The 13,775-nt window shown below is 65.5% G+C and carries 13 protein-coding genes and 2 pseudogenes; all 15 read left to right on the forward strand.

What is annotated here, in order from left to right:
- Positions 1-249: 249 nt before the first annotated feature.
- The 15 genes and pseudogenes from ACO1BR_RS26465 (at position 250) to ACO1BR_RS26535 (ending at position 13,521) form a co-directional block, all read left to right on the forward strand.
- Positions 250-768: a flavin reductase family protein gene (locus ACO1BR_RS26465; protein ID WP_426797600.1), complete on the forward strand. Its 519-nt coding sequence runs from the start codon at positions 250-252 to the stop codon at positions 766-768.
- A gap of 10 nt (positions 769-778) precedes the next feature.
- Positions 779-1,543 carry an arylamine N-acetyltransferase family protein gene (locus ACO1BR_RS26470; protein WP_426797601.1) on the forward strand — a complete coding sequence of 255 codons (765 nt, stop codon included), beginning with the start codon at positions 779-781 and terminating at the stop codon, positions 1,541-1,543.
- A gap of 293 nt (positions 1,544-1,836) precedes the next feature.
- Positions 1,837-3,276, forward strand: a complete 1,440-nt coding sequence (locus ACO1BR_RS26475; protein WP_426797602.1) for an AMP-binding protein — start codon at positions 1,837-1,839, stop codon at positions 3,274-3,276.
- 278 nt (positions 3,277-3,554) lie between these two features.
- The gene (locus ACO1BR_RS26480; RefSeq protein WP_426797603.1) at positions 3,555-4,322 is read left to right on the forward strand and encodes a methyltransferase domain-containing protein; all 768 of its coding nucleotides are present in this window, start codon (positions 3,555-3,557) and stop codon (positions 4,320-4,322) included.
- Positions 4,300-4,551 (forward strand): hypothetical protein, encoded by a 252-nt coding sequence (locus ACO1BR_RS26485; protein WP_426797604.1) that lies wholly within the window; start codon positions 4,300-4,302, stop codon positions 4,549-4,551. Before ACO1BR_RS26480 ends, ACO1BR_RS26485 begins: the two co-directional genes overlap by 23 nt.
- The gene (locus ACO1BR_RS26490) at positions 4,551-5,738 is read left to right on the forward strand and encodes an FAD-dependent oxidoreductase (protein WP_426797605.1); all 1,188 of its coding nucleotides are present in this window, start codon (positions 4,551-4,553) and stop codon (positions 5,736-5,738) included. Before ACO1BR_RS26485 ends, ACO1BR_RS26490 begins: the two co-directional genes overlap by 1 nt.
- A 68-nt stretch (positions 5,739-5,806) precedes the next feature.
- A pseudogene (locus ACO1BR_RS26495) lies at positions 5,807-6,818 on the forward strand (IS630 family transposase); the annotation flags it as partial.
- Positions 6,819-6,847: 29 nt separating this feature from the next.
- Positions 6,848-7,336: a MaoC family dehydratase gene (locus ACO1BR_RS26500; protein WP_426797606.1), complete on the forward strand. Its 489-nt coding sequence runs from the start codon at positions 6,848-6,850 to the stop codon at positions 7,334-7,336.
- Positions 7,337-7,585: 249 nt separating this feature from the next.
- Positions 7,586-7,790 (forward strand): annotated as a pseudogene (locus ACO1BR_RS26505) (IS5/IS1182 family transposase); the annotation flags it as partial.
- Positions 7,791-8,624: 834 nt separating this feature from the next.
- Complete coding sequence (locus ACO1BR_RS26510) at positions 8,625-8,840, forward strand: hypothetical protein (RefSeq protein ID WP_426797607.1); 216 nt, start codon at positions 8,625-8,627, stop codon at positions 8,838-8,840.
- A gap of 992 nt (positions 8,841-9,832) precedes the next feature.
- Entirely contained in the window at positions 9,833-10,318 is a 486-nt protein-coding gene (locus tag ACO1BR_RS26515) for a MerR family transcriptional regulator (protein WP_426797608.1), read from the forward strand.
- 23 nt (positions 10,319-10,341) lie between these two features.
- Complete coding sequence (locus ACO1BR_RS26520) at positions 10,342-11,766, forward strand: MFS transporter (protein WP_426797609.1); 1,425 nt, start codon at positions 10,342-10,344, stop codon at positions 11,764-11,766.
- Positions 11,767-11,904: 138 nt separating this feature from the next.
- Positions 11,905-12,051: a transposase gene (locus ACO1BR_RS26525; protein WP_426797692.1), complete on the forward strand. Its 147-nt coding sequence runs from the start codon at positions 11,905-11,907 to the stop codon at positions 12,049-12,051.
- Between the two features lie 337 nt (positions 12,052-12,388).
- Positions 12,389-13,234, forward strand: coding sequence for an AAA family ATPase (locus ACO1BR_RS26530; RefSeq protein ID WP_426797610.1), 846 nt, complete (start codon positions 12,389-12,391; stop codon positions 13,232-13,234).
- On the forward strand, positions 13,231-13,521 hold the full coding sequence (locus ACO1BR_RS26535; RefSeq protein WP_426797611.1) for a hypothetical protein: 291 nt from the start codon (positions 13,231-13,233) through the stop codon (positions 13,519-13,521). The genes ACO1BR_RS26530 and ACO1BR_RS26535 overlap by 4 nt, the downstream gene beginning before the upstream one ends.
- Positions 13,522-13,775: the final 254 nt, after the last annotated feature.

The raw sequence follows: 13,775 nt of genomic DNA on the forward strand, positions 1-13,775 counted from the left end.
GCTTCCGAAATTACGGCGATTAACAAGGAAACGCGCCGAAGCGTTTCGAATCGAGAAGGGGGCCTAGATGAGATCGGGAAGGGACCTAGAAGAGGTGGGGCTACGGGCCGTGCCGTCGGGAACGATCGTCCCGATGGCGGTCCTCATCAGCGACCCGGAGGTCGTCAAACCACGGACTCTGTCCGCCGAGCCAGAGCACTGGAACCGGGGGGTGAGTTGCCAGTGACTCTCAGCGAGAGTGGACCCCGGATGGTCGCCGCCGATGACCTCCGCGCCTGCATGCGCTCGTTCCCCACCGGCGTCGCACTGCTCACGACGGGCGAGGGTGAGAGCGCGATGGGTCTGACCATCAACTCCGTGGTCAGCGTGTCGCTGTCCCCGCCGACGTTGCTGATCTCTGTGCACCGGCATGCCCGGATTACCGGACGCCTCGTGCCGGGGACGGAGTTCGCGGTGAGCTTCCTCAGCGCCGACCAGGCCGATCTCACGTGGCAGTTCGCGTCGGCGGACCGCCCAGTCGGCGAGGCAGCGGTGTTGGCGATGGGCGGTGCAAACGGGGCCAATGGTGTCCCAGTCCCCGCCGGGGCGCTGAGCGTCCTTGAGTGCATGGTGGAGAGGACAGTGCCGGTCGGCGACCACATCTTGGTAATCGGCCTAGTAGTGAGCGCGGAGCCGGGCCCGGCGGACTACCTGCCGCAGGTCTTCCACTATGGCGGGCTAACCACAGTGCTCAGTGCGGCACACCCGACCCCCTGCCCAGTGAGATAAGGACATTGCGATGAATAGTCAGATGGTCCAGAGCTATTTGGGTCGTCTGGGCGTGTCGGGACGTGGCTCCGATATGGAATTCCTCCGGGAGCTCCAGGAGTGCCACTTGATGGCGGTCCCGTTCGAAAACATCGACTTCCACCTAGGTGAACCCATCCGACTGGGCGAGCACGCGCTGGACAAGGTTGTCCGTCGCGGCCGGGGCGGAACCTGCCGTGAGCTCAACGGGTCGGTCTTCCCTGAGCTGCTGCGGGCGTTGGGCTACCAGGTCACCCTGCTGGGCAGTCGAGTCTTCCGCGGTGACCGCCCGAGCTTCCCCCTCGCGCATACGGTGATCCGAGTGGACACCCCACAACCGTGGCTGGTCGACGTCGGCTTTGGTCGGGACGGCGCCCGGTATCCACTGCAGATGGACTCCCGCGCTCCACAGCCCGACCCAAACGGCATTTTCGAATTCGTCCCGGGCCCCAACGGCGACCTCGATTTGCTGCGGGACGGGACCCCCGTGCTGCGGATCGAGGATCAGCCCCGTACCATCGACGACTTCCGGCACGTGTTGTGGTGGTATGAGAACTCTCCCAGCTCCCCTTTCAGGAAAAGCCTATTCTGCACACGCGAGTCAGAAAACGGGCGGATCACGCTGCGGGGAAACCTTCTGACGCGAACCGATAAGACGCACCGTGAGAAGCGTCTGCTCAACTGCGACTCTGAAATACGGCAGGCGTACCGGGAGCACTTCGGGATCACCCTGGATCGGCTGCCACCGATCCCGTAGAAAGCGCAGGAATACCCGTTGCCGTATCCGAGTGCCGAATTCGGTGCGCCCTATAGGGGGACACTGTCTCCCAGACAACTGCCTCGCGCCGTGACCGCGCCACGCCCGCGGTGTGAGCCACTTTGCTGGGCTTCGTCCATGACAGCAGATTCTGGGAAAGGCAGGACACGATGACAGGCCAGTACCAACCCGCTCCGGACGGCCGCCGAGCAGTCCACGGATCCCTTAGCGACCCGGTCGCAGGAGTGGACGTCACCGCAGCTGTCCCCGCCGGTGCCGGTGGGGGGACCCCATTGGGCGCCGAACTGGATCGCCTGGCCGCGGAATCACCCGATGCCCCGGCGGTGACCTGCGACGGCGTCACGCTCAGCCGCGCCGACCTGGCCGGGGCGAGCAACCGTTACGCCCGGGCACTGGCCCAGCTCGGGGTGACAGTAGGGGACTTGGTCACCATCGGGCTGCCTAATGGGATCGAGTTCTACGTCGCCACCGTGGCCGCTTGGAAGCTCGGAGCGACCCCGCAGCCGGTGTCTGCGCGTTTGCCCGCGGCCGAGCTGGCGGCAGTGATCGGTGTCGCAGACCCGGCGGTGGTGGTGGGGCTGCCCAGCCCGGACGGCAGGCCGAGCCTGCCGCCCGGGTTCGAGCCGGACCCTGCGCTATCGGACGAGCCGCTACCACCCGTTGTCCCGCCGTGCTGGAAGGCACCGACTTCCGGCGGTAGCACGGGCCGCCCCAAGATCATCCTGGCTACGGATGCCGGGACGTCTGAGGCTGTGCTTGCGCGGGCCGGCTCCCTGCGCATTGATCCCGGCTGTACTTTTCTGGTGACCGCCCCGCTGTACCACAACGCACCGTTTACCTTCTCTCTGGTCGCGCTGGCCAATGCCGGGCACGTGGTGGTGATGCCGCGCTTCGACGCGGCTGACGTGTTGGTGCACATCGAGCGATACCGGGCTACGTGGGTCTATCTGGTGCCCGCCATGATGGGGCGGATCCTGCGGTTGCCCGCCGAAACCCGCACCGCCGCCGACCTGTCCAGCGTTCGAACCCTGTTCCATGTGGGTGCTCCTTGCCCGGAACACGTCAAACGTGGATGGCTGGAGTGGGTGCCACCGCGTGTGCTGCTGGAGCACTACTCCGGTACCGAGGCAATCGCGCTGACCGCTATCGACGGTGAGGACTGGCTGCGGCACCCTGGATCCGTCGGCCGCCTGGTCTACGGCCAGATCCTGATCACCGATGAGGATTTCCGCTCGCTGCCGCCGGGCGGGGTGGGCGAGGTGTGGATGCGCCCGCCGACGGCTCGGCGGACGTACCAGTACGTGGGCGCCACCCCGCGTGCGCGGGACGACTGGGAGTCGCTCGGCGACATGGGGTGGTTCGACGCCGATGGCTACCTGTATTTGGCCGACCGACACAGCGACATGATCCTGGTCGGTGGCGCCAACGTGTACCCGGCGGAAGTCGAGGCTGCCCTCGAGGCGCATCCGGCGGTGTTATCGGCAGCTGTAATCGGGCTGCCGGATGACGACCTGGGTAATCGGGTCCACGCGATCGTGCAAACTGACGGACCCATCGAGGAGAACACCCTCGACCGGTTCGTTCGTGAGCGCCTGGCACCGTACAAAGTTCCGCGTACCTTCGAACGTTCCGACGTCCCGCTGCGCGATGACGCGGGCAAGGTCCGCCGTTCCGCGCTGCGAGCCGTCCGAATGTCCCCGGCGGCCCCGTGATGGCCCGGCTGCTGTCACGGCATCCCACCACACAGGGGTCTGCCGCCAGGCGCGCCAGGCTTATTCAGACGTAGCCCGCCGGAAACGAAAAGGAATTAACCCAGCGGCCGAGCAGACAGAACACGAACTGCGCCATCAGCCGCGAAGTTGCTATCCCACAAACCGCTGAGGACGATCACGCCACGGCTTGACCGGAAGCGATGGCCACAGAATCCGCCCGCACCATAAAGTCCGGGGATCGGCGTCCTCACTAGTTCGCAGCATATGGAGGAAGAGCAGTGTGGAACTCCGAGAAATACCTGCAGTACTCGGACGCACAAACTAGAGCATTCGAGGACCTATCCGCGCGGATTGACGCTCGGGATCCACGTCGGGTGGTCGACCTGGGATGCGGCCCCGGCGACCTCACCGCAGCGCTCTCGCGACGATGGCCGCAGGCACTCGTCTCTGGGATCGACAGCTCACCTGCCATGGTGGCGAAGGCGCGTGAGCACGGGGTTCAAGCCGAACTCGGTGACATCCGGGAATGGAGCCCTAGCGCAGATACTGACGTTCTGCTGTGCCACACAGCCATCCATTGGGTGCCTGAGCATCCCAAGCTTATTTCCTCCTGGCTGAACGATCTCCCCGACGGTTCCTGGTTCGGCATGTGCTCACCGGACGACGCTGGTGATGGGATCCACTCGCTGGTGGAAGAAGTGGCGGATCGCCCACATTGGCGTGAGCTGATCTCAGACTGCGTGCTGCGACTGGGTGAAGTCATGCGCCCGCCAGACGAGTACTACGACCTACTGGAGCAGAAGGGTTTTCGGCCTGAAGTGTGGCAATCCCGGCACTGGCGGTGCCTGCACGGAGACGACGCACTGCTGAATGACCTTGAGGCGGCGCCGCTGCGTCCGATTCGGGCCAGGCTTGACGACGAGAAGTGGGAGGCGTTCCGCGCTGAGTTCGCTCCATTGCTGCGGCAAGAGTATCCGCAACATACGGATGGTACGACGCGCTTTTCAACCCGGATGCTATTCGTTGTCGGACACCGCGCCCAATGATGACGAACGCCTGGGAAAACCTTCTCAGGCTTTCAGTAGCCGGCTCGGCGAGATGGGGAGTTCGCAAGCGATGAGCGCATGCAGAATTCCGTATGCCATCGCTATCCCCGCCGACGTTTTTGGTTTCGGTGCACCGGAATGCAAAGAGAAAGCATACCCGGCAGCCGTGGGACTGCTGGAACCCTATGACTGGCCCGAACAGACCGCACAGAAAGGTAAAGATACGTGATGAGCGACGACCAGACTGATTGCGTTGTCGTCGGCGGCGGCCCTTCAGGTCTCGTCCTCGCGCTGCTATTGGCGCGCGCGGGCTGGCAGGTGACGGTGGTCGAACGGGGAGACGGAAGCGGACCGCCCCCGGTGAATGTCGGCCCGTTTGTGTCCCCACCTAACTTGCGTCTGTTCGCCGACCTTGGCTTCGCTGACGAGTTGGCAGCACTCGGCCAACCAATGGGGGAGGTAGTTGAGCACTTCACAGACGGTAATCGATTTGTGCTCGACTACGCTGCTCACGTCGACGGCGGTCCTGCACACGCTCTTAGTGTCCCCTTGTGGTCGTTGTCGCGCCTGCTACGGGAAGAGTTGGCACGCCAGGACGCGGCAACTGTGCTGCTCAACTCCTCGGTGCAGTCGCTAGTCAACGGACCGGGCGGGGTAGAAGTCGCGCTCACCGATCGCACGCTCAATGCCCGGTTCGTAGTCTGCAGCGACGGAAAGTTTTCCGAGATGCGAGCGCTAATAGACATCACCGCTGATGTGTTCGAGTTCGACCGTCCGATGGTAATGATGCTGTTGCCAGGCCGGCCCGACGGATGGCCGGAACGCATCGCCGTGCACCACACCGATTCTGGCGCACTTGTCGCGGCCCTGCCCGTCGCCGAGAACCAGTTGGCCGTGCAGTGGTTGGACGATGCTGCCGAGTTCGACGCGGTCCGCGCGCAAGACGTGTCCGGATTGTGCGAGCGCGTCACCACGGTGATCCCGGAGCTGACCGAGCCGCTGGCCAGTGTCACCGACTGGAATCAGGTCCTCATTGTGCGTCATCACATCGTGCGACCCGAGGCGTGGTCACGCGACCGGGTGGTTCTCCTGGGCGACGCCGCGCACGGCGTGCACTCACTCGGTGGGCAGGGACTCAATATGGGCATTCAGGATGCTGTGGCGCTCAGTTCGCTGCTAGTCGAGTCTGGGCCAGCAGCGAGCACTGCGCCGCTGATCGCCTACGAGCGGCTGCGCAGGCCCTACGTCGAGGAGTTTCAGCGCTACCAGATGAGTGTGCGCCAGCTGACATCGACGGCAGGTGCCGGTACGCGACCCATCTACAAGGGTGTGGCCGAAGCCATGGTGCATGGCCAACCCCAGGTGGCTTTCCGGCAGCGCAGCGTGCTCGAGGCTGCTGGAGGACTGTCAGGATGACTGATCCGCAGCTAAAACTATGCGCGCTTCGTTAGGGGTCTGAGTCAGAGATTCGTCGTTGGTTGGGTGTGGGGCGTCCGGGTCCGAAGATTCCACCGTTGTCGGTAACTGATGCCCAGCGGGCTGTGCTTGAGGATTGATTGTGTCGGCGTACGACGGCTCAGGCGCTGGTTCAGCTGTCGCGGATCGTGTTGGAGTGCGCCGAGGGGTACTCGATCATGGAGGTGTCACGTCGTCTGGGCATCGCCCCGGATACTCCGCACCTGGCGGCGGCGTTTCCTGGAACGGGGCCTGGACGGCTTGTGCGACGAACCTCGGCCGATGGTCCCGCGGAAGATTACCGATGCCGATGTCGAGCGGGTGGTCGTCAAAACCCTTAAGGGGAAGCCTGCGAACGCCATTGGGCGACGCGGTCGATGGCCGCGGCGACCGGGATGTCGCAGTCGCCCATCTCGCGGATCTGGCGGGCGTTCGCCCTGGCCCCACACCGTTCCCAGATCTTCAAGCTGTCCACCGACCCGTTTTCATCGACAAGGTCCGTGACGTTGTCGGCCCCTACCTCAACCCACCGGAGGACGTTCTGGTTCTGTGCGTGGATGAGAAATCACAGGTCCAGGCGCTGGACCGGTCGTAGCTGGTACTGCCGATGATGCCCGGGGTTCCCGAACGCCGCACCCGCGACTACGTCCGCGCCGGCACCACGACGCTACTCGCGGCCCTGGAGGTGGCCACCGGCATCCTCACCAGGCTCGACGAAGAGGGCCCCTCGGACTGCGAGGTGCACCTGATCCTGGACAACTACGCCACCCACAAGACACCGGCCATCAAGCAGTGGCTGCTGGCCCGTCCCCGCTTCCACTGCACTTCACACCTACTGGATCACCGTGGCTGAACCTGGTGGAACGGTGGTTCGCCGAGCCGACCGCCAAGAAACGGCGACGCGGAGTCCATCGATCGGTCCAGGCCCTCGAACGCGACATTCGTGCCTGGCTGGCCGACTGGAACAGCAGCCCACAGCCATTTGCCTGGACCAAAGCCGCCGACGAGATCCTTGAGAAGGTCTCGTCCTACTGCCAGAGAACCTCCGTCTCAGGACACCAGGAGTCACCGTGCAATTCGGCCGCAGTTACGAAGATTTCACCGTCGGTGACATCTACAAGCATTGGCCCGGAAAGACGGTCACCGAGTGCGACGACCGCCTCTTCTGTCTGCTGACGATGAATCACCATCCGCTGCATATGGACGCCCATTACGCAGCACGGAACACCGACTTCCAGAAGAACGTCGTCGTTGGCAACTACATCTACTCGCTGCTGCTGGGCATGTCCGTCCCGGACGTATCCGGCAAGGCGATCGCTAACCTCGAGGTGGAGTCGCTGAAGCATGTCGCCCCCACCTTCCACGGGGACACGATCTACGGCGAGACGACTGTCCTGGAAAAGACCCTGTCGAGGTCCAAGCCCGACCGCGGCGTCGTGCACGTCGAGACCCGGGGCTACAGGCAGGACGGCACCCTGGTCTGCGTCTTCCGCCGCAAGGTGATGGTGCCGACCGCCGAGCACAGTAACGCTCACGAGGGGAACTCAGTGGGCGGTTGACGTTGATTCACGCCGATCGTTTAAGTATGTCTTTCTGTATTTATCGCCAATATGAACGGCCCCAAACGCCTGGTTCCTGCTACTAGGGGGATTCCAGGCGTCCACTGACACAGCCGACCGCCGAAGCGACCGGCCAGAGAGGGGGGCGCCCACACCCCGCCAGCTCCGACCGCCCAGCTGGCCCTGGGCACTCCGCGCAGTCCACAACTGGCTTACCCTGTCGATCACGTTGCGACGTTGGTGGCAGGCCTGGTCACGCCCGGACAATGGGGTGACGCCCCGCAGATGCTCCCGACCCTGGAACGCATGCGCGTTGCGTCCGGCCAGCGGTCGTCCGCGCGCCTGGCCAGACCATCTCAGCGGAGGCGAAGCGTCTTCGTCGCGCCGCAGTCGCCGTTACCTGCTCCGTCGACAGATCAAGCACGCCATCCCCGAACGCCGAGACCAGCCGGCACCGACGCTCCTCGGACAGGCGAACGGTCGGTATCTCGTATCCACTGAAGGTGCATTGGGCGAGCAGTAGGCGCATCGATGGGAATCCGGTGTCGTTGTCCGCCAAGAGCATGTTGGCGTGAAGGTCCAGAGACGTGCTCACGATCCGCGACCGCGCGGATTGACGATGCGTGTGCGCGACAACAGCGTCACCCCCGCGCGAGCACGGGGAGCATCGTACGGGCGACCGGTTCAGTCTTACGCTGACACGGTCGCGAAAGGGCGAAAATCACGGGCTCTCCAGGCCGGATGCGGCAATTCGGCGCCTGCAGCCAGGGGCACAGGAGAGTTGATCACGTGTGGTTACCATCCGTCGCCGTAAAAGGCCATCGAGAGGACAAACCGCGCTCGTTGGAGACGTGGTGGTGGACGCATTGCGTTCTGCTCGCCTGGCGCAGGTGTTGCCCGACCTGTCGGATGACGACATGACCGCACAGCTGCTTGCCGCTGGCCTCGCGCGTATTGAGATCGAACAACACGGGGCGATGTGGAGCACCCCATCACCCAGCACTGAGACGGTGGGCTTGTCGGCCGCGTGGAACGCCGGGGTGGCCGTCTGTGGTGGCGGGCGTTGGAGAGTGGCATGCATCAATTGCCCACCCACATAGACGTGTTCGCTTGGTGTACCCAACCGCTTGGGTACTGGCCTATCGCCCTGGGGATCACCGAGAGCGGCCGAGGACCCCTCATTGTGGAGGCGAGGCGTCCCTCCGCGTTTGCCGATGAGGTTGCCCGGCTGGGCCTGGCCTAGGCCTCCGAGGCCGAGCTGGTCGAGAACCGCTCCTTCGACTTGCTGATGTCCACTGCGGATCGCCATGCCGATCGCGAAGCGGAGGCGCAGAAGAACTACGTGGATCTACGCGGTTTGCTGATCAACAAGGCGATCGCATCCGACCTCGACCTCGCCGACCTGATCCGCCGCTTCCCGGCCAAGAACACCCACGGTCAGCCGTGGGTCAAGGAGTGGTTCCTACACGCTTACCAACCCCGTCCCGCCTCGCGGACGACGTGACTGGACGTGTGCGGCGGCCGCGGAAACCTGCTGCCGGGCAGTCACGCGCACTGCGGAACGCCGGGGTGCGCAGACAGGGCCACTGTACGAGCCGTGGAGTCGATGTCCGAGCTGTATGTGCGGCGTCGGGCAATGCGCCGCTTCTTCCACGGCCCGGGCCTCTCCGAACAATGCATCTTCGACTCGGCGCGGCCGTCGCTCAGGGGGCGCATGCACCCTTGGTGGGCATGGACGCCGTAGAACTCGCCATCGATTTCGATGGCACCGGCCACATGGGAGACGGGGAGTGGTGGGTCGTATTCTCCAGAGCCCGGAACTCTCATGGGACCGCCTTGCCTTGTGGGGCCCAGGGGCGAGGGTGCGTATGGGCCGGGGTGATCGGCGTCGTTGAGAGCCGGGTGTCTTGTGGTCTTTCACCCGCAGGGGTGCCACCAGAGTGTCAGCGGGAGGCCTTCACGTTCGGCGTCTTGGATGGGCTGTTCGATCTGTTGTGGGGATTCGCCGTGGCGGAGGCGTTCGCGATCGCGTCGGCGATCGCGTGGGTGCGTCCGGCGGCTCAGCGGAGGTCTGCGAGGGGACCGCTGGGGTCGCGGTGTCCTTGTGCCTACTCGGTGCGGTTCTCGGCGCTGGTTCCCAGTCGCAGGTGAGCCGGGTTGGGGCAACTGTGAGTCGTACCGGTGCCAAAGCACGGGGTTGTCCGTGCCGGTCCAGCCCAGGCGGGGTATGACGCCGTGCGACAGATGGAGGGCGAACATTGCGCAACTCTTCCCTGGAGGGGGTCAGGGTGAGCTGTTTCGCCCGGCGGCTGCGGGGATCGAGGCGTGCCAGAGCGGCATGATCCGCCGACGGCATTGCGCCGCCGACGGCCGCCCTACGTGTCAGTGGCTAATTGCTCCCGTCCCAGTCGGCGGCCGTTCCCGCTCGGGAGCGGACGCTCGGCGTATTCGTCGGCTTGACCCTGACGCTAGCGTCAGGGTTCTAGCGTCGCCACCATGTTGAAGGAGATCGAGATGCGGATCGGAGAGCTGGCTGACCTCACCGGCGTCAGCCCCCGATCCCTGCGCTACTACGAGCAACAGGGTCTGCTGGCCCCGCAGCGCGACGACAACGGCTACCGCGCGTACGACCCGTTGGATGCCGTACGGGTCGCGAACATCACGGAGCTCCGGGACGCGGGGCTCGCCCTGGAGGATGTCCGCCCCGCCCTGGAGAACGGCTGCCTGGACGCGCCGCTGCGGCAATCTCCTTACTGTGCCGAGGAGTTGAATCTGGCCAACGACCGGCTGGCCACGCTCGATGACCGGATCGCCGCGCTCCACGAGCTCCGGGGACGGCTGGCCAAGCGAGCGCCGCACCGCGGTCCGGAACCCCGGCGCCACGCCGATCACCCGGGCCTTGCCCCTGGCTCTCGACTCGTTCGCGGCCGGCCCCGACGAAACTCCAACAGTTCCCTGGGTAACCATCGGAGTACGAAGTGACTCTTCATGACACGGAATCACAGATGGCAGCGCCGGATACCGGCCTCCCTGAAAGCCGACGCCGGTGGGCGCTCGTTCTCCTTGCCGGAGCGCTGGCACTGGACACCAGTGGAGTTGCGGTCATCAATGCCGCCTTGCCCTCCATCGGTGATGAGTACAACATTGACAGCTCCACGCTGCAGTGGACGATGACGGCCTATTCCATTGCCTTTGCCGGGTTCCTCCTGTTCGGGGGCAGGATCGCGGACGTCCTGGGCCGCAGGAAGATCTTCGCAGTGGGCGTCGCGCTCTTCGCCGCGGCCTCGCTGGGCGCCGCGCTCGCTCCGACCGTGGGGGTGCTGGTCGCGGCTCGTGCACTGCAGGGCATCGGTGCAGCGCTGTCCGGCCCTGCGTCGCTTGCTCTGCTTAGCCAGATCTTTCCTGAAGGGCCGCAGCGGAACCGGGCGCTGGCGGTCTATGCGGCGACTGGCGGGTCCAGCTTCAGCGCGGGGCTGGTTGTTGGTGGGGCTCTCACCGACTTCCTTGGCTGGCGCTCGGTGTTCGCCATCAGTGTCCTCGCCGGAGTTCTGATCCTGGCAGGGGTCCGGACGCTGCTTCCTGCGGGCCGACGCCAGCCGCGCCCCCTGGATATCCCGGGCGCGATCCTGGTCACCCTGGGTATAGGTCTGGTCGTGTACGGCGTGAGCGAGGGCAGTGAAGTCGGCTGGGGGTCCGCACAGGTCCTGATCTCACTGGTGTTGGCCGTGATCGGGCTGGCGGGCTTCGTCGTGTGGGAGAAGGGGCGTACGGAGCCGCTGCTTCCGATGAGTATCTTCCGCAGCCGCCCGGTGAGGGCCGCCTCCCTCACCGGTGCTGTCTTCTACACCGGTGCCGGTGGGCTGCTGTTCTTCTCGCCGCTGTACGCGCAAGGGATACTCGGATACTCGCCGTTCGAGTCTGCACTGGCCGTCCTGCCCGTGGGCGTAGTCGTGATCGTCAGCTCGCAGATCGCCGGACGTCTGATGTCGCCAGCGGCTTACAAGCCCCTGATGGCTGCCAGCTTGCTTCTCATCGGAACCGGCGTGACTCTGTGGGTGGGCACACCTGAGCACGGCTCGTACTGGGTGCACATGCTCCCCGGCATCGTGGTCATGAGCACCGGCCAGGGTTTGGGTTTCGGCGCGATGACGGCCGCCACGCTGGAGGGCTTGCCGCTCCACCAGCATGGAGTCGCTGGTGCGGTCAATGTGACCGCACAGCAGATCGGCAACAGCGTCGGTTTGGCGATCTTGGTTGCTGTTTCGACCGGTGTCAGCGGTGGTGCCACAAATCGAGCCGATCAGCTGTCAGGTTTCCACGCGGCATATTGGGTGGCGGGCGCCATCGGGCTCCTGGGTGGGCTGACCGTTTTGCTCACCAGGTTTCCCAAGGTGGACACCGCGCCATCATCTTCCGAGGAGAGGCCGTGACAGTGCAGGCCGAACGTACCTGAACATGCCCGGCGGCTGTGTCCCTGCCCCCCCGATGAGGGCAGGGACGCGAGTCATACTCCACTTCGACTGCATCCTCTCGGCAGAGCTGCCTGGGTTCCGCGAGGGGCGGTACGGATCGTGACGGAGACCGGGAAGCCGATCCCGCAGGCGGCCGAGGAGTTGGGAGTGCATCCGGGGACGCTGCACAGCTGGGTCTCGCGGGCCCGGTGCACGGGGTCACCGCCCTCCGATCGGCCTGCGCAGACCGCGCCGGCGTGGTGATCGGCGTGGCTGAGAGTCGAGATGCCTTCTGGCCTTTCACCTGCCAGGGTGTCAGCGGGAGGCCCTGGCGTTCAGCGTCTCGGATGCGCTGTTCGATCTGTTGTGGGGATTCGCCCTGACGGAAGCTTTCGGGGATCGCGTCGGCGGTCGCACGGGCGCGTCCGGCGGCTCCGCGGAGGTCTGCGACGGGCCGCCGGGGTCGCGGTGTCGTTGTGCCCACTCGGTGCGGTTCTCGGCCGAGACGCCCAGCCTCAGGTGAGCGGGGTTGGTGCAGCCGTGGGAGTCGCATCGGTGGCAAAGCACGGGGTTGTCCGTGCCGGTCCAGCCCAGGCGGGGTATGACGCCGTGCGACAGCTGGAAGGCAAACAGATGGGCGGGGGCCGAATGCCATCCAGTGAGGGGGCAAGAATGGGCACCCGGCGGTGCACACGGTCGGCTGCGACCACAACCGGGTGTCCGACGTTTCTCACTGCTTGCGGGTGAACCACGAGGCCGCGCCCTCGTGCCGACCGAAACTGGACGATCACGCCCGTTATTGTCAGTTCTCGTGCCATTGAGCTGTGCGTTTGTGAACCTCAAGCCCGGCGTCGGAAAGACGACGAGTGCTGTGTGGCTGGCCCACGCGCTTCATGAGTCGGGTATGTCGCCGCTGCTGGTCGACGGTGACCCGGCCGCTTCCGCGCTGCGCTGGAGCGAGCTGGCCAGTGGCTTTCCGTTTCCGGTGATCGCCCTGCCGGTGGGGGACGTCCACCGTCGCGTGAACGACTTCCTGGGCAACCGGCAGGCCGTCGTGCTCGACGCGCCCCAGCTGGAGGACCATCCCCGCATCGCCCGCAGCATCATGAGGTACGCCGGCGAGTGGATCGTGCCCGTGACCCCCGCACCCATCGAACTGGACCGGATGGCACCCATCCGTGGCGAGATGGCGGACGTGCAGTCCCTGCGTGCGGAGCCGGCCCGCTCGGCGGTCCTGCTCAATCGCACCAACCGTCCCGATGCCACGCGCACCGGGCCCGATGCGGACGCTCGCGAGGCACTCACCGAGCGGGGTTTCGAGGTGCTGGACACCCAGATCGCGCGGCTCGACCTCTACTCCCAGTCTTTCGGGAGCCCGGTCCAGGCCAAGAGTTCGGCGTACATGGATTTCGCGGAGGAACTGATTAAGCGTCAGGGTGAGGCATGAGCCAGCGCAAGGAGAGCTACCGCGCCGCATTGCTGCGCGAGCAGGATGTCTCGGCACCCCGCTCCGCCAAAGTCGCCAGGCTGAAGAGCAGATACATCCGGGTGACCGTCGAGCTCGATCCCGACCTGCGAGGCGATCTGACGCGATGGATGGGACGGCCGGTCTCCTCGGTCGTGCTCGCCGGCGCGACCGTCCTGCGTACCCTGGCTGCCACCGTCGGCTGGGTATCCCGGCCCGGAGACCAGGCTGCGTCCGCCCCGCGTGAGGTTCCGGATTCGGGTCGCTGACCAGGTGGCTCGCACGGCAGGGCGGCCCTGCCTGAGGTAGCCGTGACGCAGCGAAGGCCCCCGGCCGTGCCAGGACAACGGCGGGGCTCTCTTTCGGCGGTGGCGCCACCAGGTGAAGCGTTGGGGCGCCCCGCCACTGCCGGACACCTCATTGGTGATCCCAGGCTCACCCGAACAACTGGGCCGAGACCACGACTGCCGTCCAGGGCAGGGCGGCCAGTCCTGACCCTGAAGCCGGAAGTGCGCAGTCAGCT

The organism is Streptomyces sp. YGL11-2 (assembly GCF_050054615.1).
GTDB lineage: Bacteria > Actinomycetota > Actinomycetes > Streptomycetales > Streptomycetaceae > Streptomyces.

What these genes read in the sequence shown, in the direction of transcription:
- ACO1BR_RS26465 (WP_426797600.1), top strand. Translation starts at nt 250, where the DNA reads ATGGTCGCCGCCGATGACCTCCGCGCCTGCATGCGCTCGTTCCCCACC.
- ACO1BR_RS26470 (WP_426797601.1), top strand. Translation starts at nt 779, where the DNA reads ATGAATAGTCAGATGGTCCAGAGCTATTTGGGTCGTCTGGGCGTGTCG.
- ACO1BR_RS26490 (WP_426797605.1), top strand. Translation starts at nt 4,551, where the DNA reads ATGAGCGACGACCAGACTGATTGCGTTGTCGTCGGCGGCGGCCCTTCA.
- ACO1BR_RS26510 (WP_426797607.1), top strand. Translation starts at nt 8,625, where the DNA reads ATGTCCACTGCGGATCGCCATGCCGATCGCGAAGCGGAGGCGCAGAAG.
- ACO1BR_RS26515 (WP_426797608.1), top strand. Translation starts at nt 9,833, where the DNA reads ATGTTGAAGGAGATCGAGATGCGGATCGGAGAGCTGGCTGACCTCACC.
- ACO1BR_RS26520 (WP_426797609.1), top strand. Translation starts at nt 10,342, where the DNA reads ATGGCAGCGCCGGATACCGGCCTCCCTGAAAGCCGACGCCGGTGGGCG.
- ACO1BR_RS26530 (WP_426797610.1), top strand. Translation starts at nt 12,389, where the DNA reads ATGACGCCGTGCGACAGCTGGAAGGCAAACAGATGGGCGGGGGCCGAA.
- ACO1BR_RS26535 (WP_426797611.1), top strand. Translation starts at nt 13,231, where the DNA reads ATGAGCCAGCGCAAGGAGAGCTACCGCGCCGCATTGCTGCGCGAGCAG.